Annotated in this window: 26 protein-coding genes; 10 read left to right on the top strand and 16 right to left on the bottom strand. The window is 31.4% G+C overall.

The annotated features are described in order from the left end of the window. The first annotated feature begins 2 nt into the window (after positions 1-2). Positions 3-623: a penicillin-binding protein activator LpoB gene (gene lpoB / locus CKA54_RS06250; RefSeq protein WP_120760730.1), complete on the top strand. Its 621-nt coding sequence runs from the start codon at positions 3-5 to the stop codon at positions 621-623. Beyond that, positions 617-1,504 (top strand): hypothetical protein, encoded by an 888-nt coding sequence (locus CKA54_RS06245; RefSeq protein WP_120760729.1) that lies wholly within the window; start codon positions 617-619, stop codon positions 1,502-1,504. The genes lpoB and CKA54_RS06245 overlap by 7 nt, the downstream gene beginning before the upstream one ends. Before the next feature lie 360 nt (positions 1,505-1,864). Here the strand turns inward: CKA54_RS06245 and CKA54_RS06240 are convergent, their stop codons facing one another. Both CKA54_RS06240 and mutY read right to left on the bottom strand, forming a co-directional pair. Next, positions 1,865-2,716, bottom strand: coding sequence for an SPASM domain-containing protein (locus CKA54_RS06240; RefSeq protein ID WP_120760728.1), 852 nt, complete (start codon positions 2,714-2,716; stop codon positions 1,865-1,867). Next, positions 2,706-3,734: an A/G-specific adenine glycosylase gene (mutY, locus tag CKA54_RS06235; RefSeq protein WP_120760727.1), complete on the bottom strand. Its 1,029-nt coding sequence runs from the start codon at positions 3,732-3,734 to the stop codon at positions 2,706-2,708. The genes CKA54_RS06240 and mutY overlap by 11 nt, the downstream gene beginning before the upstream one ends. An 88-nt stretch (positions 3,735-3,822) precedes the next feature. On the opposite strand from mutY, the gene CKA54_RS06230 reads away from it, so the two are divergent. From CKA54_RS06230 to ung, 5 genes are all read left to right on the top strand, one after another. Next, a complete protein-coding gene (locus CKA54_RS06230; protein WP_120760726.1) occupies positions 3,823-4,575 on the top strand; it encodes an SIMPL domain-containing protein in 753 nt (250 codons plus the stop codon). A gap of 62 nt (positions 4,576-4,637) precedes the next feature. Continuing rightward, positions 4,638-5,063 carry a DUF1104 domain-containing protein gene (locus CKA54_RS06225; RefSeq protein WP_120760725.1) on the top strand — a complete coding sequence of 142 codons (426 nt, stop codon included), beginning with the start codon at positions 4,638-4,640 and terminating at the stop codon, positions 5,061-5,063. A gap of 1 nt (position 5,064) precedes the next feature. Further along, positions 5,065-5,751, top strand: a complete 687-nt coding sequence (locus CKA54_RS06220) for a response regulator transcription factor (RefSeq protein WP_120760724.1) — start codon at positions 5,065-5,067, stop codon at positions 5,749-5,751. Next, positions 5,741-7,054, top strand: a complete 1,314-nt coding sequence (locus CKA54_RS06215; protein ID WP_120760723.1) for a HAMP domain-containing sensor histidine kinase — start codon at positions 5,741-5,743, stop codon at positions 7,052-7,054. Before CKA54_RS06220 ends, CKA54_RS06215 begins: the two co-directional genes overlap by 11 nt. A 2-nt stretch (positions 7,055-7,056) precedes the next feature. Continuing rightward, positions 7,057-7,746 carry a uracil-DNA glycosylase gene (gene ung / locus CKA54_RS06210; RefSeq protein ID WP_120760722.1) on the top strand — a complete coding sequence of 230 codons (690 nt, stop codon included), beginning with the start codon at positions 7,057-7,059 and terminating at the stop codon, positions 7,744-7,746. A 75-nt stretch (positions 7,747-7,821) separates the two neighbouring features. On the opposite strand, the gene CKA54_RS06205 is transcribed toward ung, so the two are convergent. Then, positions 7,822-8,658: an ATP-binding protein gene (locus tag CKA54_RS06205; protein ID WP_120760721.1), complete on the bottom strand. Its 837-nt coding sequence runs from the start codon at positions 8,656-8,658 to the stop codon at positions 7,822-7,824. Positions 8,659-8,723: 65 nt separating this feature from the next. After that, entirely contained in the window at positions 8,724-9,602 is an 879-nt protein-coding gene (locus tag CKA54_RS06200; RefSeq protein ID WP_120760720.1) for an AraC family transcriptional regulator, read from the bottom strand. Positions 9,603-9,718: 116 nt separating this feature from the next. On the opposite strand from CKA54_RS06200, the gene CKA54_RS06195 reads away from it, so the two are divergent. Beyond that, on the top strand, positions 9,719-10,258 hold the full coding sequence (locus CKA54_RS06195) for a superoxide dismutase family protein (RefSeq protein ID WP_120760719.1): 540 nt from the start codon (positions 9,719-9,721) through the stop codon (positions 10,256-10,258). Positions 10,259-10,285: 27 nt separating this feature from the next. Here the strand turns inward: CKA54_RS06195 and CKA54_RS06190 are convergent, their stop codons facing one another. From CKA54_RS06190 to CKA54_RS06135, 12 genes are read right to left on the bottom strand one after another with little or no spacing between them, the layout of a single operon-like run. Next, on the bottom strand, positions 10,286-10,807 hold the full coding sequence (locus CKA54_RS06190) for a flagellar FLiS export co-chaperone (protein WP_052242955.1): 522 nt from the start codon (positions 10,805-10,807) through the stop codon (positions 10,286-10,288). Between the two features lie 43 nt (positions 10,808-10,850). Next, positions 10,851-11,444, bottom strand: a complete 594-nt coding sequence (locus tag CKA54_RS06185; protein ID WP_172586676.1) for an ABC-type transport auxiliary lipoprotein family protein — start codon at positions 11,442-11,444, stop codon at positions 10,851-10,853. A 4-nt stretch (positions 11,445-11,448) separates the two neighbouring features. Then, a complete protein-coding gene (locus CKA54_RS06180) occupies positions 11,449-12,276 on the bottom strand; it encodes an MlaD family protein (protein ID WP_120760716.1) in 828 nt (275 codons plus the stop codon). Then, positions 12,276-12,998: an ABC transporter ATP-binding protein gene (locus CKA54_RS06175; protein ID WP_120760715.1), complete on the bottom strand. Its 723-nt coding sequence runs from the start codon at positions 12,996-12,998 to the stop codon at positions 12,276-12,278. The genes CKA54_RS06180 and CKA54_RS06175 overlap by 1 nt, the downstream gene beginning before the upstream one ends. Continuing rightward, positions 12,995-14,113 carry an MlaE family lipid ABC transporter permease subunit gene (locus CKA54_RS06170; RefSeq protein WP_120760714.1) on the bottom strand — a complete coding sequence of 373 codons (1,119 nt, stop codon included), beginning with the start codon at positions 14,111-14,113 and terminating at the stop codon, positions 12,995-12,997. Before CKA54_RS06170 ends, CKA54_RS06175 begins: the two co-directional genes overlap by 4 nt. Further along, positions 14,107-16,002, bottom strand: coding sequence for a transketolase (tkt, locus tag CKA54_RS06165; protein ID WP_120760713.1), 1,896 nt, complete (start codon positions 16,000-16,002; stop codon positions 14,107-14,109). Before tkt ends, CKA54_RS06170 begins: the two co-directional genes overlap by 7 nt. Before the next feature lie 2 nt (positions 16,003-16,004). Then, complete coding sequence (locus tag CKA54_RS06160; protein WP_172586677.1) at positions 16,005-16,850, bottom strand: polyprenyl synthetase family protein; 846 nt, start codon at positions 16,848-16,850, stop codon at positions 16,005-16,007. After that, a complete protein-coding gene (locus CKA54_RS06155; protein WP_120760711.1) occupies positions 16,850-17,929 on the bottom strand; it encodes a PDZ domain-containing protein in 1,080 nt (359 codons plus the stop codon). The genes CKA54_RS06160 and CKA54_RS06155 overlap by 1 nt, the downstream gene beginning before the upstream one ends. Beyond that, the gene (locus CKA54_RS06150; RefSeq protein WP_120760710.1) at positions 17,926-18,231 is read right to left on the bottom strand and encodes a YbaB/EbfC family nucleoid-associated protein; all 306 of its coding nucleotides are present in this window, start codon (positions 18,229-18,231) and stop codon (positions 17,926-17,928) included. The genes CKA54_RS06155 and CKA54_RS06150 overlap by 4 nt, the downstream gene beginning before the upstream one ends. Beyond that, positions 18,232-19,515: a UDP-N-acetylmuramoyl-L-alanyl-D-glutamate--2,6-diaminopimelate ligase gene (locus CKA54_RS06145; RefSeq protein WP_120760709.1), complete on the bottom strand. Its 1,284-nt coding sequence runs from the start codon at positions 19,513-19,515 to the stop codon at positions 18,232-18,234. Continuing rightward, positions 19,499-20,038, bottom strand: a complete 540-nt coding sequence (locus CKA54_RS06140; RefSeq protein WP_120760708.1) for a histidine kinase — start codon at positions 20,036-20,038, stop codon at positions 19,499-19,501. Before CKA54_RS06140 ends, CKA54_RS06145 begins: the two co-directional genes overlap by 17 nt. Beyond that, entirely contained in the window at positions 20,025-20,294 is a 270-nt protein-coding gene (locus CKA54_RS06135) for an iron-sulfur cluster biogenesis protein NfuA (protein WP_039619526.1), read from the bottom strand. The genes CKA54_RS06140 and CKA54_RS06135 overlap by 14 nt, the downstream gene beginning before the upstream one ends. A 122-nt stretch (positions 20,295-20,416) precedes the next feature. Here CKA54_RS06135 and CKA54_RS06130 point away from each other — a divergent pair, with 122 nt between their 5' ends. Continuing rightward, positions 20,417-21,658: a multidrug effflux MFS transporter gene (locus CKA54_RS06130; RefSeq protein ID WP_120760739.1), complete on the top strand. Its 1,242-nt coding sequence runs from the start codon at positions 20,417-20,419 to the stop codon at positions 21,656-21,658. A gap of 13 nt (positions 21,659-21,671) precedes the next feature. Then, positions 21,672-21,854, top strand: a complete 183-nt coding sequence (locus CKA54_RS06125; protein WP_120760707.1) for a hypothetical protein — start codon at positions 21,672-21,674, stop codon at positions 21,852-21,854. Positions 21,855-21,965 lie beyond the last annotated feature (111 nt).

Raw genomic sequence — 21,965 nt, 5'->3', positions numbered from 1 at the left:
AAATGAAAAAAAGCCTACTTTTTACTTTTTTTGCCATTTTTATTTTTAGCGCTTGTTCTTCTCAACCTAAATACACTGATGGCAAAGCTTCGCAAAAAGTGCAAGGTAATGCACTTACCTTGGGACTAGATAGAGAAGACTTTGAAAACACAGCTAAGGCAATGATAGAAAGTATGTTAAATGATCCTGCATTTGCAAATTTAAATGCTCAAAACAAAAAAGTACTTGCCATAAGTCGCATTATCAACGATACCCCACAAAGAATAGACACTGATAAACTCACCGCAAAAATCACAATAGCACTAAGAAAATCAGGTAAATTTATACTCACTACCGCAGTAGCTGCAGGTGGGGCTAAAGATAATCTAACACACGAAATAAGAAATTTAAGAGAAAATGATGAATTTAATCAAAATACCATTGCTTCCAAAGGCACCATCTTAGCACCTAACTTCTCACTCTCTGGAAAGATTAGACAAGATAGTGTAAAGCTTTACAATGGCAAAATTCAAAGTGAATATTTCTTTCATCTCATTCTTACTGATTTAACAAGCGGCTTAGCGCTTTGGGAAGATGAAAAAACAATCGACAAGACTGGTACAAGCAAGAGCGTCACATGGTAAAAAAAATCTTTTTACTTTTTTTAACTCTTGTGTGCATGTCTCATGCACATAGCGCCCTTAATAAAGAAAGCTATGGGGAAGGCTTTGGTGCCACAAGAAGCGAAGCGATTAAAAACGCTATCAACGAAGCTTTGGGTAAAACAGAAGGATTAAGGCAAGTTAAACTTAAAAAATTTGAATTTAAATTTAACGGTAATTTTAACATAGGCTATGATGAGGAGATTGATCTAATTAGCAATGGAGTTTTTAATAGTTATGATATCCAATCTCTTACCCAAACAAGCCAAAATGAATTCCGCGCAAAAGTAGTAATTTACAACAAACTCTACAATGATAAAAGCACTGAAGATAGATGTTCTTTAGTTATTGTAAATCAAGTAAAAGATGAGCTTTCTGCTAAATTTGAACAAGAATTGCTAAGTGTTTTATTTCAAAGTAAAAAATTTAAAATTCTAGATAGAGCAGATACAGGCTTTCATCTTCAAAAAAAATCATTGCTAATTGCTAATAATACTAGCGATGAAGATCTTATTAAGCTTTTTAAAACATCAGGTGCAGACTATTTACTCATCTTACAGCCCAAACTACAAGAACTCCAAGATGAAAGCACTGTGCAAAATTACAACATTAGCATTAATTATCGCTTGATAAGTTTTTCAACAGCACAAATTAAAGCTTCTAATACTTTGGAATTTAAAATGGTTTCTACAAGCACTCCAAGCAAACAAAAAGCACTACGTGGGATAGCAACAAAAATCACAGATGATATATTTAAATACTCTCAAAATCCTATGTATGCAAAATCTACAGAAAACATTCAAGAAAATTCTACAAGTGATGAAAATTTTAACGACGAAAAAGTGGTAGAATTAGGCTTATAAAATGTAAAAGCTTGAGATATTAATGCAAAATTTTAGGATGTATAAATAGGAGATGATTCTAACGAATTTCATAAAAAAGTTATATGTCCTAAATCAAAGGATGACTAAACATACAAATGGTGATTATATTTTAAATATTACTTGTAGAAATGGAAATTTTTCCGCTTATATGTGTAAAAAATATAACACCAATGTTTATGCTTTTGACTATAGCGATCAATAATAAAACTAGCAAAGATGAAAAATTTTTACATAGAATTCATTTTTCAAACCATAAACGCTAGTGGTAAAATAGCTTCATAATAGATGTATTTTTAAATGAAGAATTTCCTGAAATTATAATTGTCCAAGCAAGGAAAATTAGTTTTTAGCTTGCAAAAACTCACATCTTTTGCAAAGTTCTGCTTTTAAAACTCCTTGTTTAAATCCTTCTTTTAGCTGTGTGTACAAAGGAGATTTCAAAAGCTCATTAAAATCATCTTCAAAACAATTGCCAAGCTTCATATCTGCTTGAGTATCTAAACAACAAGGCACCAAACTCCCATCGCTTAATATGGCGATTTGACCATTTAAAGCATGACAAATACCTTCATGACGTATGACTTTATCTTTCAAAGAAGGCCATTTAAAAAGCTTAGCTTGGTGTAAGATAATGTGCCTTTCTAAACGATTTTTTACTTTTTGTCTTTGAATGAAAACCTGAAAAGTCGACTCTAAAAAATGATAAATTTTTTCATTTTCTAAAGGCGGGTTAAAATCATGATCTAAATTCCAAAGTCTTAAATTCACAAAAGAATCTAATCTTTTCTCCAAGTGCAAAAAAATCAAACGCAAAATAGGCTTAAAATATTCCTTTATATCTACTCTACTTTGCGCTAAAAAAGCTCCTAAGGAAATATTGATTTGCCTAATATTTTTTGAATTTAAAAGCAAGGTAATTTTTTCCTCATCTAGATAAAACCCGCTCGTAGTTAGCTCAATACACATATCATATTTTAATGCAAGCTCTAAATACTCTTTTAAATTTGTCACCCTTAAAGGATCTCCTAATACATGAAAAGTAAAAAGCTTGGAGCGATGATGTACGCTTTTACAAATTTTTTCAAAATTTTCTAAACTCATGAGTTTACGCTGTGCTTTTTGACTAGGACAAAAATCGCATTTTAATCCACAAATATCGCTTAGTTCTATATAGATTTTTTCAAACTGCATCGACACTCTTTTTATAAATTTCAAAAGCTTTTACAGCAAGCTTTGAAAGCGTTAGCTGCTCTAACTCTTTATCTAAAACCGCCTTAAAGCCCTGATCTTTAAATTGATCATCTTTTAAAAAATACACTCTAGCATTAATTTTGTATTTTGTATAAGTATGTTTAAACTCGCCTAAATAACTTGCATTTTTTTCACCCTTGTATGTTAGAAAATTATACAAGTTAAAATATAATTTTTCTTTACTTTGCTCTAATAAAAAATATTGGTTTTTTTGAACTATTAAAATATCTAAAGTGATGTTTTGGTATTGAATTTTTTTGCTTGTATGGAATTTTTCATACTCATTTTTTCCGCTACAAAACTCCTCTAAAGGACAAAGTTTACACTTTGCATTTTTAGGCAAACACAGCAAAGCGCCTATATCTAGTAAAGCTTGATTATGTTCAAATGGATTTTTATGGTTTAACAACTCTTTTGCTTTTTGCATTAAAAGTTTAGAGTTTGGATTTTGCAAGCTATAAAATCTACTCAAAACTCTTTTGATGTTTGCATCTACAAAAGCTTGAGCTTGCAAAAACCCAAAACAAGCTATAGCGCCTGCTGTATACTCTCCAATACCAGGAAGAGTTTGTAACTTTTCAACATCTGCTGGTAGTTTTGCACCCCATTTTTGCATACAAATTTTTGCACATTGATATAAATTTCTAGCTCTAGTGTAGTAGCCAAGTCCTTGCCAAGCTTTCAAAACCTCATCTTCACTAGATAATGCAAGAATTTTTAAAGAAGGAAATTGAGCTAAAAATTGAAAATAATAATTTTGCAAAACACTTTTCACTTGAGTTTGTTGCAACATAATTTCACTCACATAAACAGCATATGCTATGTCAATATGCTTTAATCTTTCTAAGTCATCTACCTTAGCATACTTTTTATACCGATCATGTAAAATACGCCAAGGCAGATCTTTCCTACCATTTTGATCATACCACTTTAAGATATTTTCGTGAATTTTTTGCATTAAGACTTTCTTTGTTTTTTAAAAATTATACAATCAATTCTTAAAAGCTTTATGTTAAAATTAAAAAAATGTTTTAAAAGGATAAAAGATGAAAAGTTTTTTAAAAGGTTTAGGACTAGGACTGCTTTGCTTGATATTATTTGTTCTAGGAGTAGTTTTTAATACAGAATTTTTAGGTTTAAAAAACCATGATAAACAAAATATAGAATTTTCAAGAAACATCGAAGTATCTAATGAAATTATGCCAAATATCTTTAATGCTACTTTAAATTTTAGTGCAAGTAAAGAACTTAGTGAAAAAACTCTCATTTCTAATGAAGAAAAAAACTACATCGCTCAAACTTTTAAAGAAATCTCAGATCGCATTGCAAAAGAGCATTATTGCAAGGGCGGAAGCTATACTTTAGAGCCAAGCTACAATTACCATCAGGGCAATAAAACTTTAAATGGATATAGATTATATTCTAACTTCACTTGTCAAATTCCACAAAATAAAAGCAAAGACTATGAAAACCTTGTAAAAGATATAGAAAACATTAGCGCTACTAATACACTCATTTCTTTTAACACCAAAGCTTTACAAGCTGGTTTTGATGAAATGATTTTAGAAACAAATAAAGAAAAATTATATGATCTTGCGTTAAAAAAAGCTTTTGAAAAGGCCCAGTATTACTCTAAAAGTTTAGCAAAAACTTGTACGATGAAAAATATACATTTTGACAATGATGGCATTAAATACCGCGGTCCTAATTTATCAGCAAGCGCAGATAGTATTGTGTTGCCTATTGTGCAAAGTGAAAAACAAAGCTTAAAAGCCGATGTGCTTTTTGTTTGTTATTAAATTTCATTTTGGCTTTATTTTGAGGTTTTATAATTTCTCGTCATTAAACAAAGGAGAAATAAATGAAAAAAACCATGAAGTTACTAATTGCTAGTTCGCTAATTGCTTCATTTGCATTTGGCGCTGATTTTTCTAAAAAAAGCAATGAAGAAATTTTAAATCTTGCAAAAAATGTAAGCGCGCAAGATCAAGCCGATCTAGTCATAGAGATGAAAAAAAGAATGAATGAGATGAAATACAAAGATGCAAGAAATTTCCAACAACAATTTAGAACCAACTTGCAAGAAAACCTTTCTAAACTCTCTCCGCAAGAAAGAAGCCAAAGAAAGACTATAGTCCAAGATGACATGCAAAAACTAACTGATACAATGAGTGGAAAAGAAATAAGGGAATTAAACCTACATCACCATGGTAAAGGTATGCATGGCTTAACCCACAAAGGACATCATGAACATAAAACACACCATGAAAACTGCATGATGAGATAAAATGGCAGCAAAAATCTTACTTTTAGAAGATGATTTAAGCTTAAATGAAATTATAAGCGATGCTCTAAATGATGAAGGCTTCAAAGTCTCTTGTGTATATGATGCACAAGAGGCACTTGATAAAGCTTATGAAGAAAATTTCGATCTTTGGATTTTTGATGTTAAAGTCCCCAAAGGCAATGGTTTTAAAGTATTAAAAGAACTTAGAGAAAGCTCTAAAAACACCCCTGCAATTTTTCTAACCTCTTTATCTATGCTTGATAATGTAAAAGAAGGATTTTCATCAGGTTGTGATGATTATATTAAAAAGCCTTTTGATATCGATGAATTGATTATTCGTGTTAAAAATATCATTAAAAGAAATTTTCATCACCAAAAAGAAGACCTCATCATACTTAATCCTGACAAAAATATCTCTTTTGATCCAATCAATAAAACCCTTTATCAAGATAAAAACATCATCAACCTTACCAACAAAGAAAAAGAACTCTTAGCTTTACTTTTAAAAAAACGCCCTCATTTTGTAAGCTTAGAAAGCATTTTTGAAGCAATTTGGAATTTAGATGAAGAGCCTGTGATCATGAGTCTTAGAGTATATATAAAAAATTTAAGAAAAATTCTCGGTAAAGATCTTATCATCAACCAAAGGAATATCGGATATGCGATTAGGTTAGAAAATGAAAAGTGAAAATTTCAACCATACTATTTTAAAGATTTTAGCACTATATATCATTACAAGTGGTGTATTTTTGACGATTTTTTTTATTACTTTTTACCAAAAGGAAGCCAATTTTATACGGTTAAATCAAATCACCCACTCTTATACTCATTTTAACTATATCTTGCAAAACATCATCGAAGCAAGACATGAAAGAAGCTTTTTAACTTCAGAAGACTTTGCATATCTTTCCAAAAAACTCAACACGCAATTTGCCATCATCGCAGAAGATCAAATCATTTTCAGCAATCTAAGTTTTAACGCTCTAGATATTTTAAAACAATTGAAAAAAAACAATTATATTTACAATCAAAACCAACGATTGTTTATAGATTTTTTAAGAATTCGAAATCTTGACACCTATGTTGATACCAAAAATATCAAAAAACCAAGGCACCATTCTCATTTTTTAAAACATAAGAATATTTACATTATTATCGAAACCAACGATCTTGGATTCAAAAAAGAACAATACTCCAAAGACAATTACAACAACCTAGACACCAAAGACTTTGCTAGTGAACTTTGGAAGTTAAAACTAAAAACCATCTTTTATGCACTTATTTGCATTAGTATACTTGCTGCTATTGCTTATATATTGCTTTCACTAGTGTTTAAAAATATCAAAGAACAATTTCAAGCACTCAATGATTTCATTAAAGACACCACGCATGAAATCAACACACCTTTAAGTGTGATTTTAGCTAGTATTAAAAAATTTGATGATACCCATTTAGATCCCAACAACATCAAAAAACTAAACCACATCAAACTAGCAAGTAAAAACCTTAATCATATTTATCAAAATCTCATCGCCTTGAATTTTTTCATTCAAAAAGAAAATACCAAAGAAGATATCAAACTAAAAGAATTAATCGAACAAAGACTGGAATATTTTGAAAGCTTAATCTCTCAAAAAAATCTAACCATAGAAAAGAAATTACTAGAGCAAAATTTCCACGCCAATAAAGAAGAAATTCAAATTTTATTTGACAATCTCTTAAGCAATGCTATAAAATACACCCATACTCATAAAAAAATTTATATTTCTTTACAACAAAATATGCTTAGTATTAAAGATGAGGGTCAAGGTATGAGCGCTAAAGAAATTACTCAAATTTTTACACGCTATAAACGCTTTAATCAAGACCAAGGAGGTTTTGGTATAGGTTTAAATTTAGTTAAGCAAATTGCAGATAAAAACAACATCAACATAAAAGTAATAAGCAAGGAAAACAAAGGAAGTGAATTTATACTTTCTTGGCAAGGATAAAAATGGAAATTTGTTTAGATCAGATCAAAATCGAACCATCATGGAAAGAATTTCTAAAAGATGAATTCTTAAAACCATATTTTTTAGAAATCAAATCGCATTATATTCAAGCACTTCATGCAAAAAAAACCATCTACCCACCTGCGCATTTAACCTTTAATGCTTTTAATCTTACCCCTTTAAAAGATCTAAAAATCATACTTTTAGGGCAAGACCCTTACCATAATCCAAATCAAGCTATGGGATTAAGCTTTAGCGTGCCAAATGGAGTGAAAATTCCACCTTCTTTGCTAAATGTCTACAAAGAATTATATCAAGATCTTAATATACCCATAGCAAAACATGGAGATCTTAGCAAATGGGCTAAGCAAGGGGTTTTGCTTTTAAACTCTATCTTAAGTGTAGAAGCTAACAAACCTGCCTCGCACGCTCATTTTGGCTGGCAAAAATTTACTGATGCGGTTATATCTAAACTTAGCGATGAAAAAGAGGGTTTGATATTTTTGCTTTGGGGAAATTATGCTAAAAATAAAAAATCTTTAATCAACATGCAAAAACATTATATCTTAGAAGCAGCACACCCTTCTCCATTAGCAAGAAATGCTTTTTCAGGTTGCAAACACTTTTCCCAAAGCAATATCATTTTGTCAAAACTTTCTAAAACGCCAATTGATTGGGATTTAAATTCTTGATTTGCTTCATATTTTAAAAACATATAAAAATAAACCGCAAAACATCAACTTTTAAGCCTTTAAGCTTAAAAGTTCTTATAATTTAATTTTCACAATCGCATTTTCTGCCATTTTTGGCACCCATAAATATTCTCCATCAAAAAATATATCCGCAGGCCCTTGAATATAATCTAACTTTAATTTTTCTTCCTTATTATCTTTTATCTTGTAGATATAACCTTGTAAATTTTTACCCCAACTTGACACTAAAAGATTTTTATTTTTATCATATACTATGCCATCAAATTGTTCTATTTTTGAACTTAATTCTTGAATTTTTTTAGATTGTAAATCTATACAAATCACCTTTCCACCTGATTTATCACTTGGATCATAACCAGCTACAAGCAAGGAGTTTTGATCTACCAATAAACCATTAGGACCACCGTATTTTGGATCTAAATGAATGAAATTTTCATATTTTTTTGTTTTTAAATACACTTTGTGAATATATCCTGTGCCCGTATCACTAACCAACAAAACATCATCATTTAAAACCGCTATATCATTTAAAAAAACCGCATTGTTTATAGGAAGTTTAAAAACCTCTTTTTTATTTACCACATCAAAACCATAAACTACATCAATATCCACCACATATAAAGTGTTGCCTATTTTAGACATACCTTTTGGTGCATGAAGATTTTTGATAAATTCTAATTCTAAAATCTTTCCATTTGAATCTAGTTTAGATATAAATCCATCGTTATCTTTATCTAGCGGGGCTAGCTTTTTTCCTACATTTGATACATAAACTGTGTTTTGATCCACATAAACACTCTCAGGATGCGAAAATCCTTTAAATTCTTGAATTTCCAAAGCATTTGCACCGCAAAATGCAAACAAAGCCAAAGCTAAAATATTTTTTCTCATGATGTTACCTTTCTTAATTTTTATTAAGAAATTTTAATAAAAACACAAAGAAAAATCTATCACTTTTAAGATAAAAAATATAAGTTTTTTGATTTTTGTTCTTGTTTTGGAGTAATGCCGTATCGTTTTTTATATCTTGCTATAAACCATGCAGGTGAATTAAAGCCAAGCTCATGACAAATTTGAGTAATATTTTTCGTAGAAAATTCAAGTAGAAATTTAGCCTTTTCAAAACGCTTATTATCAAGCCATTCTTTTGCGCTAATGCCAAAACTTTGCTTGAAATTACGACTAAAAGTTGCAATATCCATCTTGCTAAATTTTGCCATAGAAGCTACATTTTCAAAATCATTTTGACAATATGCAAACATCTGATACAGTTCCAGTTTAAAACCACTTAAAACCATCTTTAAAAAAGCTAGAAATTCTGCATTATTCTCACTATACAATAAAGATAAAAATAATTCTTCAAATTTTAGCTTAAACAAATGCTCATTATAAACACAAGCACTATTTATACAAGGCAAAAAAGATTCAAATATGCTTTTTGTTATAAGATCAGCTTTTAAACTAAATAAGCTTTTATTGTATTTTGATGTATCTAGTTTTAAGATTAATTCTTTGTATTTAAAAACAAATTCCACCAAAATACTTTCTTTAAAACATAAAATAATAGACTCGTACTTGCCTTCAGTATCAAGATAATCTCGAATCGAAAAAGAGTTCTTAGTAAAAAACACAAGCTCATCTTGTTTCACACTAAAGTGATTATCCATACTATGGATACTTTTGCTTCCATTTAAAATATAAACCAAAGCATAATCTTCAAACAACACTTCTTGACTTACACAAGCAGAAGCATTTTTAACATACCAACACAAGGAAAATAAAGAATTTTTTACTGTATTTTTGCTCATTTTTTCTAAGTCTTTTGGAAAAATCAATTTCTACCTTTTTTATAAGTTTTTTGATTATTGTAATTTATAAAAGACAATAAAAAATAATTTTTCCTTTCTAATATATGCTACAATAAAACAATTTTTTACAAAAAGGAGAAATAATGAAAAAAATCATACTAGGTTCACTACTGGCATCAAGCTTTTTATTTGGAGCAAATTTAGAGAATTTTAATCCTAAAGCACAAAAAGAACATTTAGTTATCAAAATGCAAGTTCTTGACAAAAAAGCAAATAAAGACGCAGGAGAAATCGTAGCGGTGCAAACTCCTTATGGGGTAGCATTTTATCCAAATCTTCAAGGTTTAGAAAGTGGAATTCATGGCTTTCATGTACATGCAAATGCAGATTGTGGAGCAACCGATAAAGGTTTAGGAATGAAAGCAGGAGGACACTGGGATCCTGAAAAGACTGATGCGCATTCAAGTCCATGGGACGATAAAGGCCACAAAGGTGATTTACCACCACTTTATGTTGAAAAAGATGGAAAGGCTACTAATCCTGTATTAGCACCAAAGATCAAAACCCTTGATGAGTTAAAAAACCATGCTTTAATGATACATTTTGGCGGGGATAATCACAGCGATCATCCAGCTGCGCTTGGCGGTGGTGGCGCTAGAATGGCTTGTGGAGTTATTCACTAACCATACTAAAGGCTTTTGCCTTTAGTATTATTTAAAAAGTTTAGTAAAATCAAAATCACCCATAGAATCAAAACTTGTTCCACCAAAACTTTGGCTTGGACTATAACTAGCAATAGCCACTGCAAGTTCTGAAAGCATAGAAGCAATTTCTTCTCTTTTATCTTCGATATAAGCTTTCATACCTTCATAGTCGCTTGTTTCTAAAATTTTCAAAGGATTATAAATTTCAAACGCAAATGCCTTTGAGCCAACATTGACATTATAATTATTATCAAATAAAGCATTACCCAAAAAAGAACAATTATCTACTATCTTTAAGCTTTCACTTGCGATCAATACTTTATCTTGTACATCTTCATAATTTTTATCTTCTAAAATTTTTGAAATTTTTTTCAAAGAAGAATCTAAAATTTGCAACGCACCTACAAAATCATTTGCATCGGTGATATCTTCGCTAAATTTTTGTGTTTGGTGTTTTAAATTTGCACCTTCTATACTAGAACCTACTTGTCCTAAATGTTTTTGTAAGATTTCTAATTCATCTCTCATGATTACACCTTCCTTGTTATTGCTATAACAAGAAAAGCATTTTTTATTCCAAATTTTGACTAATCCAAAGCCTAAAATCTTTAGCAAATAGCATAAAAAGCTCATTGTAATTTTGGATCAAAACTTCAGGCGCATTGTCGGTTAATTTTTTTTCATAATAAAAATATTTACTAGCTAAGAGTTTTTTAGTATTAATATGCACCCAATTCAAACTAATGCCAAATTTTATTTTAGAATGCATCTCATCGCTAAATTCTTGCTCTAGCACATCTACCTTACTTTCTAGTACATAATCAGCACTTGCTAGGCTATCTTGATTTAATACTGCTTTAAATGCATTTAAATCTTGCAAGTGAAACTCTAAAAAATCTTTTATCATCAACGCGGGGTTTTGTTTCCAAAAATGATACGCATAGGCATTAACCATATGATCTTTTTTATAAAAAATTGCACTAGAATAATCCAAACCCTTAGGTAAAGCAACAATGATCGTTTTTTCTTTTTTATAATTTTGCTCTTGTGGTATTTTTTCTAAATTAATACTAAAATACTTATTTGCAGGCAAGGTTTGACTTGGCCCAATCAACGAGCAGGCATTAAAAAAAATCGCTACAACTATGGCATATAAAATTTTCATTGTGTTATTCTCCTGGTGCATATTGAATGTTTTTGTCTTTATAGATGATGTTTGAAGGATTTTGTTTTAAATTCTTCAATAAATGAGAAAAATCTAAAAACATCACTCTTAAAATATCTAAATTATCATTCAAAAGCATTCTACTTTTATTTAGCTCAACCAATTGCAAATTAGCTTGATTTAAAAATTTAGAAAATTCATCTGAACTTTTAGCAACCTTAGTGCTTGTTTGGTTTAAATTTGCTAAGAAAACCGGAATTTGTGTGTTTAATTGCGCTGATAATTCTGATGTATTTTGTAAAATTTGTTCTATGTTTTTTAAATTTTTATCACTCAAAAGACTTTCTAGTTTTACTTTAGAAGTGTGCATTAACTCTAAGATATTGTTAGTTTGCTTGTCGATACTTGCAAAAAAACTTTCTTTTGAAGCAATGATAGGGTAAGTATCCTCATCTGCTTGTAACGGTGCAGCTTTTTCGCTTCCACCTGCTAGTTGTATAAATTTAAAACCTGTTATACCTTGAATTTGCAAACTTGCATAAGTGTCTGTTTTTATCACTAAATTAGAATCAAGCTTGACTAGAATTTTTACTCTTAATTCTTTACTTGAATTATCAATACTTATACTTTCAACACTACCAACATCAACTCCTAAAAATTTCACAGGTGCTTTTACACTAAGTCCTGCGACTGATTCTTCCATGAAAATTTCATAATATTTGAAAGTTTTTTCATCTTTTAAATTTCCATACCAAACAATAAACAACAAGCTGATAAAAAATAATACACTAACAAAAATTCCTATTAGAATATAATTTGCTTTATTTTCCATTATTGCATAAACCTTTCATAAAGTCTTAGATTGTCTTTTTGCAATGTTTGCATATCACCCAAAAAACCCACTTTTTTATCTTCTATAATCAAAAAACGATCTAATACATTTTTCATACTATCTTTATCATGTGTGATCAAAATCACGCATAATTTAAAGCTTTGTTTTAAACTCAAAAGCAACTCATCAAATTCCCTCGAACTATGCGGATCAAGCCCTGAGGTTGGCTCATCTAAAAAAAGCAATTTGCTATCAAGCGCTAAAGCTCTAGCTATAGCAACTCTTTTTTTCATACCTCCACTTATTTCACTTGGATAAAGCCTTGCCACGCTCTCATCAAGCCCCACCATTTTTAGCTTCATCATGGCTATTTCTTTGATATCATTTTTGCTTAATTTTGTGTATTCTATTAAAGGTATGCTGATATTTTCAAGGATATTAAAAAAACTAAACAAAGCTCCATATTGAAAAACAACTCCCCATTGTTTTTGCAAAAATAAAGCATCATCATCGCTAATATTTTTTAACTTTTTTCCTAAAATTTCATACTCACCACCATCAAAATGCTCAAGCATTAGCATTTGTTTTAAAAGTACAGATTTACCACTACCACTACCACCTAAAATACCAAAAATTTCATTTTCTTGTATTTTAAAGCTGATATCTTCATGAATGCATTTATCTCCAAAATAAGTACTGATATTTTTAGCTTGTATGATCAAATTCCAGCCTTTGTTAAAAAGATAGAAAAAATCGCATCAAATGCTATCACCCAAAAGATGGCATTTACTACACTTTTTGTAGTATAAATACCAATACTCTCGGTTGTTTTTTGCACAAAAAATCCCCTAAAACATGCAATAGAAGCGATCAAAAAACCAAACATAGGAGCTTTTATCAAACCTATGATGATATGCTTTAACTCCACCGCTTCTTTAAAGCGACTCATAAATTCATTCATGCTAATTTCTAAACTTAGCCACGCCACGATAATCCCACCCAAAATACTTAAAATATCAGCCACGATTACCACCAAAGGCATAGCCAAACTCAAAGCCAAAACCCTAGGAAGCACGATAAATTCACTTTCTTTAAAACCCATGGTTTTCATAGCATCGATTTCATCAGTAAGCTTCATTACCCCAATTTGTGCTGTATAAGAACTAGCACTCCTACCAGCAATAACAATAGCACTAATCAACGGAGCCAACTCCCTAGTGGCAGAAATTCCCATCAAATCAACGATATAAATATTCGCACCAAATTGTGAAAGCTGATAAGCAGCTTGATATGCAAGCACCACACCCACAAGCAGTGAAGTTAACATAATGATAGGCAAAGCATTAATGGCAGAATTTTCCACATGATATAAAAATGCTTTAAAGCGAAGTTTTTTGGGATTTAGTAAAGTTTTAAAACAAGTATAAAAGATCAAACCTATAAAATTTAAAAACTGTATCAAAATTTCAAAAGAACTCACTACTCTTTTGCCTAAAATTTCAAAAAAATCTCTAATGCTTGTTTTATCTTCTTGTGTGTGATCTAAACTTTTATAGTGTTTTTGACAAAGTTCAAAAAGTTTAGCATGTTCATTTTTAAGATGAATTCTAGTGACCATATGGCCTTTTTGCTTAAACTCATTCTCCAAGGCTAAAAAGTAGCGAATTCCCGCAGTATCTATAAAATCTAAATGAGTAAAATCAAAAACGATATTTTTACATTCAGGAAGATCTAATGTGTGTTTTTCTCCGGCGTTAGTTTGATCCCAAGTGCCAAAAACACTAAAAATACATTCTTCATTTTTAGTGTTTTTGATGATTTTATTTTTCGTTAACATAAGCTTAAAATATAAGAGCTTAACTTCTCCTCGCTAAATCCAAAATACTCAAATACATCTTTATCTTTTCCACTTTCACCAAAGCTTTCTATGCCATACACCTCATCACAAATTCTATAAAGTTCATTTGAATTTGCAGCTTCAACACCGATAACTTTGCCTTGTAGAATTCTTTCTTTATATGATTTTTCTTGAGCGATAAATAATTCATAACATGGCATAGAAACCACATTCACAATCACGCCTTTTTCTTTTAAAAGCTTAGCTGCTTTTAGACACAATGACACCTCACTACCACTAGCTAAAAGTGTAAATTGCGCATTGGTATTTTCTTCTAGCAAATAAGCCCCATTTGCTACATCACCAAAAACAGGTTCGCTTAAAGCGCTTAATTTTTGACGTGATAGCACAAAAACACTTGGCATATTAGTTTTAAGTGCTATTTGCCATGCTTTTACATTTTCAACCCCATCAGCTACCCTAAATGTTAGTGAATTTGGCATAGCTCTAAAAGTGCTAAGTTGTTCTATAGGTTGGTGTGTTGGACCATCTTCGCCCACACCTATACTATCGTGAGTAAAGATAAAAAAGTGTTTGATTTTCATCAAAGCTGCTATTCTTGCAGCAGGTTTTAAATACTCACTAAAGATAAAAAAAGTAGCACAATAAGGCATAAACAAACCATATCTTGCAAACGCATTTGATATCGCAGCCATCGCATGCTCTCTAATACCATAGTGGATATTTTTTCCATTTGGGAAATCACCCATATCTTTGAGTTCGGTTTTATTTGATGGACCCAAATCCGCACTACCACCTAAAAATCCCGGTAAAGCTTTAGCTATAGCGTTTAAAATCGCACCATTGCTATCTCTAGTAGCTAGATCTTTTCCTTTAAAGTCTGGAAATTCGATTTTTGAAAAATCAGGCTCTAAAAGCTCTTTTAACAAAGCTTGTTTTGAAGGATCAAGCTTATTAACCTTATCTTGCCACTTAGCTTGCGCCAAATCTCCAAGCTCTACTGCTGCACCAAAACGCACTTTTACATCTTCTGGAATTTCAAAAGTTTTTTGTGGGTCAAATCCTAAAGCTTCTTTTGCTTTTTTAATAAGCTCTTCACCTAAAGGTGCTCCGTGTGAATGATGACTTCCTTCAAGATCCAAAGCGCCTTTTGCTATGGTAGTATGTGCGATGATCAAGCAAGGCTTTTTACTTTCTTTAGCAGTTTTTAACGCTAAGTCAATTTGCTCAAAATCATGCCCATCTATCTCAAGTACTTCAAAATTTTGCGCCCTAAAACGCTCTTTTACATTTTCATTAAAGGCAATTGCCACATCACCTTCGATTGAAATATTATTGCTATCATAAATAATGATTAAATTATCAAGATTATGCACACCTGCTAAAGAACAAGCTTCATAAGAAATTCCTTCTTGCAAGTCTCCATCACCACATAAACAATACACCTTGTGATTGATAATATCTTCGCCCAAAAGCAAGCTTGCTTTTTTAGCAGCCATAGCAAAACCCACCGCATTTGCAATACCTTGTCCTAAAGGCCCTGTAGCAATCTCAACTCCTGGGGTAAAAATTTCCGGATGGCCTGGAGTTTTAGAGTGTAATTGGCGGAAATTTTTTAAATCCTCTAAACTTATATCATAACCACTCAAATGTAAAAAACTATAAAGCAACGCACTTGCATGACCACCTGAAAAAACTAATCTATCACGGTTTAACCAAGTTGGATCTTTTGGATTATGTATCAAATGGGTGCTTAAAACACTTATGATATCCGCCAATCCCATAGGTGCACCTGGGTGACCTGAATTTGCTTTTTGCACCATATCTGCACATAAAAATCTTATCGTATTAGCTTGTTTTTGTAACATTTTTAACCCTTTAAATATTTATCAATCAAAATTTGAAGCTCATCAGCAAGCTTAGAATCTAAATTTTTCATTTTTTCTTCACATAAAGCGATTTTATCATTTTTTGCCTTTTTCGCACCTTCTAAACCCAAAAGTTTCACAAAAGAATTTTTATGTAAATCATTGTGAGTTGGCTTACCCGCTTCTTGTGTGTCTAAAGTCGCATCAATGATATCATCTTTGATTTGAAAAACTAAGCCTATTAAAAGCCCTATTTCATAAATTTGTTCGCATTCTTTTTCATCTAACTCACAAATTTCACAGCCCATTTTTAAACTTGCTGCGATTAATCTTGCAGTTTTATGGATATGCAAGAACTCTACTTGCTCTAAATTTAGTGGCTGATCTTCAAAATAACAATCAATCGCCTGACCGATGATCATACCACCAAGCCCTGCATTAAAAGCTAAAGTTTCTATGAGTTTTAACTTTACACTTTCTTTTAAATCAAGCCTTGAAAGCAGTAAAAAAGCTTCAGTATTCAAAGCATCGCCCACCAAAATAGCAGTGGTTTCATCATATTTTTTGTGTAAAGTTTGTTTTCCTCTACGCAAAGAAGCATTATCCATAGCAGGTAAATCATCGTGTATTAAAGAATAAGTATGGATAAACTCTAAAGCCAAAGCTGCATTTAAAGCCTTTTCAAACAAAGCAGGATTTTTAGCATTGACTATCCCTAAAAGTAATTGGGCTCTAAAATGCTTTCCGCCGGCTTCTAGCATCCATTTTAATGCTTCATTAAAAAATGGATGAAAACTTTGACTTTTGGGAAAATTTTGCTCTAAGTGCTGTTTGAATTTTTGTAAAATCACTTATTTAGCCTTATAAAAAAGTCAAAATATCCTTTATTAAAATGTTCAAAATCATTATTTATCGCTGAAGGGATATTTGTCGCTTGTCTTGAAACCAAAACATCAAAAGCATTAGCTTGAGCTAAGATTGCTTGAAAATCATTAAAATTGTTTATTTTTTGGTTGTTTACTCTTAAGATCTTATCGCCTTTCATAAATCCTGCCATTTGTGCTTTAGAATTTGGAATGACTTCTATCACATTCATTTTTGTGTCAACACGCAAGCCTAGATTACTATAAAATGATGTTGGTTTAACCGGTGCAACTTTTTTTGGTTTAGCAAACACTCCTAAGTCTTTGTCAAAAACTACGGTAGAAATGTTTACATCTTTGTTATCTCTTAACATATTAAAGTACAAAGTTGCGCCGCGATCAGCAAATAAAATTTTCTCATTCAACTTTCTTAGATCATCATAAACTTGACCATCTACACTCACTAGCTCATCATTGAGTAAAAATTGTCCGTTTTTGCGTACATTTTTAACATAAATTTTACCATCACGCATATCAAAATCTACACCGATATCGCCCCAGTATACATCAGGATATTTTGCAAAATGCTTTAAGTAGCGATTTCCTATAAGCTTGCCATTATCTAAAGTGATACCTAGCATTTTACAACAAGGCGAATTTAATTCTCCGATCTTTGAAGTAAAATCAAGCTGATCACGTTCTGTTAAATTTTGCCCAAAATACTTCAAATGCCCTATATAGCTTTTATTATGATCTAAAATTCCCACCCAGCTATTGCGTGTTAATTCTTCTTCATTTCCCATAGGAGCAGGGATTAAACTAAAATCAGTTTTAACTAAATACAAATTTAAAAACGGATCGTATTTTGTATAGCTATTTAATTTTGCATTTTGTGTTTTTACCACTGCTAGAGTGTTTTCGTTTAAAGCAAAAGCAGGCAAACCCTCATAGTTTAACATACTTGCTTTGTTTTTCTCATAACACCCTAAAAAATCATTAAAAGTCGGTCTTGGCACAGCAAAAAGCACACAAGCCATACCTAAAATACAAAGTAAAATTCTCATAGCATTCCCATCCCACTAAATAAATTACTAGCCATTGATTTTTTATTTTGTTCTACCATTTTTAGCACATCATTCATCGCAGCGATCAATAAAATTTGCATTGACTCTTTATCTTCAAGCAAAGAATCATCAATGTTCACATCGATAATTTCCCCTTTTCCATTTGCGCTAACTTTGACTAAGCCACCGCCACTTTTTGCGCTAAATTCTTTTTTTAAAGCTTCTTGCTCTAATTCATTTGCCTTTTCTTGAGCCTTAGTTAAAAGCTCGCCCATTTTAGAAAAATCCATATTTTCAAACATTTATTTTCCTTCGTTTAATATCTCTAATACCACTTCTTTATCATTAAAAGGGTATTGCACGCCTTTGATCTCTTGGTAGGTTTCATCTCCCTTACCCAAAATCACGACAAATTCATCTTTAGTTTTAAACTCTAAAGCTTTTTTAATCGCTTCTTTTCTATCACATTCTACTAAAATGCTTTCATCTTGTTCTACACCACTTAAGATATCACTAATGATATCCATAGGTTCTTCAAAGCGAGGATTATCACTTGTGATGATAAGTTTTTTAGCATAATGTTTTGCGATTTTTGCCATTAAAGGACGCTTGGTTTTATCTCTATTTCCACCCGCTCCAAACACTACAATCAAATCACGGTATTTTAAAGCATCTAAAACCTTTTCTATACCATCTGGTGTATGCGCAAAATCCACGATCACATCTTTGGCAACCACTTGCATTCTGCCTTCAATGCCACCAAAATTACTAATGGCTTTTTCTAGTTCTTTTAAATTTGGCTTTACAAGTTCATTTACACAAGCACTCGCAGCTAAAAGATTGTAAAGATTAAAAAGTCCCACTAAAGAAGAATCGATCATAAAAGTGTCTTTGCCAAAATTTACCACAGCTTCTATGCCATTTTTTAAAGCATAAGCTTTGATGTGATAATAACTTGGATTTTCCACCCCATAAGTAAAAGCACCTTTAACATTAAAACGAATAGCTTTTGCATCTTTGTTGATAAATTTCATGCTTTCATCAGTGAAAAAGCTTTCCTTTGCAGCCTGGTAATTTTCAAAATTTTGATGAAAATCCAAATGATCTTGCGTGATATTGGTAAAAATTTTAGCCTTAAACTCAAGTCCCTCGATACGCTTTTGCACCAAAGCATGCGAACTTACTTCCATGACTAAAAAATCACACTTTTCTTTACTAGCTAAAGACAAAAGCTCCAAAGTTTGCAAAATAGGAGCGGTGGTTAAGCCTTTGGGGCTTACTTTTTTATCATTGATGTAACTTCCCCTAGTTCCCATCAAAGCACATTTACAACCCAAATCAAGCAAAATAGAATAAATCGCACCCGCAGTGGTTGTTTTACCATTAGTTCCTGTAATGCCTATGATTTGGATATTTTCATCGATATTTAAAAGCTTTTTAGCCTCATCAACACTAATGACCTTTGCTTCTTTTTCTAAGGCTTGCTGAAGAAATTTTTCATTTTGTGCAGTTTTTAAAAAATAACACCCTTTTTCACATTCGTTAGAATTATCACAAATGAAAGTGTTATCAATCTTTACTACCATAGTTTAATTCCTTGATTTTCTCACTCAGTTTAATAAACCTATAATTTGAATAAAAATGCGCCGAAACATCTTCCATATAGGCAACAAGCATATCTTTATAGCCATGTTCTAAAAGCTTTTCTAAAAAATCCACAAAATCTTCTTTGTCGTTGATAATAAGCTTATTAGATATTATAACATTTTCTAATGCCTGTTTAAACCCAACTTTTGCTTCACTCAGCAAAAAGTCTTGATAACTCAAACCTTCAAAATCCTCGCTATCTTCTTCAAATTGTACGCTTTGACTAAGATTAATAAGTTTTTCAATATCCTTATCAACCTTAGTGTTTTTGTAATTTTGCATAAAAAATTCAAAAAACACAAACGCCTCTTCAGGGCTTTTTAAGGCCAAATCGCAAATATTGATAAAGGTTAAAAGTCTTTTGTTTTTGCGTTTTTCATACGCAAGAGAAAAATACATCTTGGCATTTTTAAAGTCTTTATTATAAAAACATTCTATGGCTATTTTTTTATAATTTTGCAAATTCGCTTTCTCCACCTGCTAAATTTACTATGGTAATATCTGGGTGTATGTCGATTTTAAGCTGTTTTTCCAAACCGTATTTTAAAGTCGTTCCGCTAGCTGGACAGCCATGACATGCACCGGTTAATTTAACATATACTACACCATTTTTAACCCCTAAAAAATCAAGCCCGCCACCATCATTTTCTAAAATATGCATAGTTTTAGCTAAACTTGCTTTGACAGGCTCGATCAACTCCTCATCACTAAAAGGCATATTCATAACTTTTCCTTGATTATTTTTATTTTAATTTTATCTTATTTGCCTTTAAAAAATGTAAATTATTGTTTATTTTAGACTTTTTGCTATACAATGGTAAAAATATTTTAGGACTTCTTATGCAAAAACACACACAAATCAAAGGTTTTGAAAAACTTAAACTCATTTTTATCTTAGGATTTTTATCTGCCATAGCACCACTTTCTACCGATATGTATCTACCCGCTTTAAACCAAGTAGAGCAAAGTTTTCATACTAATTCTTTTTTTACCCAACTTTCTCTTGCAAGTTTTTTTATCGCCTTTTCTTTAGGGCAACTTTTTTATGGGCCTTTAAGTGATGTGTATGGAAGAAAAAAACCTTTATATATAGGACTTTTTATTTTTATTTCTTCTAGTATCGCCTGTGTTTTAGTGGACTCAATCCACGCTTTTATAGCTTTGCGTTTTTTTGAAGCTTTAGGAGGTTGTGTGGGTGTAGTTGTAGCAAGAGCTATCGTAAATGATGTTTTTGATCTTAAAGAAGCCGCTGGGGTTTATGCTTTGATGATGGTTTTTACCTCACTAGCTCCTATGCTTTCTCCTACCTTTGGTGGAATTTTGCTAGAGTTTTTTTCTTGGCGTAGTATATTTTTGACACTATTTGTCTTAGGTTTTATTTTATTTTTGCTTGTTATTTTTGTTTTAAAAGAAAGCAACCACAACACCCAAGGTAAAACATTCAACCATAAAGCAGTGATAAAAAGCTACAAAAAAGTCTTAAAAGATCGCCGTTTTGTGGCGTATTTGCTTTGCGGTAATTTAATCTTTGCGGGATTTTTTGCGTATTTGACAGGGTCATCTTTTGTTTTTACTCGTGTTTTTGGACTTAGCGAACAACAATATGCTGCTTTATTTGGTGCTCATGCGCTAAGCTTTGTCATCTGTGCTAATATCAACGCAAGAATTGTGCGTCGATTTTCTCCTTATTATGTTTTACCTAAAGCTTTTACGATGATCACGTTTTTTACCTTTGTGCTGATTTTAGGAGCGACTTTTGATCTAGGTTTTTGGGCTTTTGAAATTCCTTTATGTTTAATCATAGCAAGCTTGGGTTTTATTTTACCCAACACCACTACCCTAGCCATGGCAAGATCTAAACAATACGCAGGAAGTGCCTCTGCACTCTTAGGCGCAACACAATTTGCCATGGCAGGAGTGATGGCATTTTTTGTCAGTCTTTTAAATGCAAATACACCTATATTTTTATCAGTTATTTTAGGAACTTGCACATTTTTATCTTTAGTTTCGTATTTAAGATTAACCAATAAAAGAAAGTTAAATAAAATCAAAAAGAAGTTAAGTGCGATGTCTCGCACTTAATTAAGCAATATTTTTGAAAAGATTCACTGACTATATCGAACCTTTTTCAAAAAACTTTATATCTAGTAATATTATAATCTTAAACATTCATCACATAACCAAACTTTTAATCTTGCTTTGGCTTTTTGAAAACCTTAATGCATTAAAGATTAAAATTTATGATGATAAAATCATTAGTAGAATATTGTGTTTGTAAATTTTTATTTTATCTTGTCGATATGCAAATCATGCTACTCACTCCTTAAGGCAAAAAAGAAGTGAGTTAGCAATAGATTGAAGGCTTCAAGGCTATCAAGTATTACAAGGC

This window comes from Campylobacter sp. P255 (assembly GCF_003627915.1).
Taxonomy (GTDB): Bacteria; Campylobacterota; Campylobacteria; order Campylobacterales; family Campylobacteraceae; genus Campylobacter_D.
This window is presented reverse-complemented; position numbering and strand designations above follow the sequence as displayed.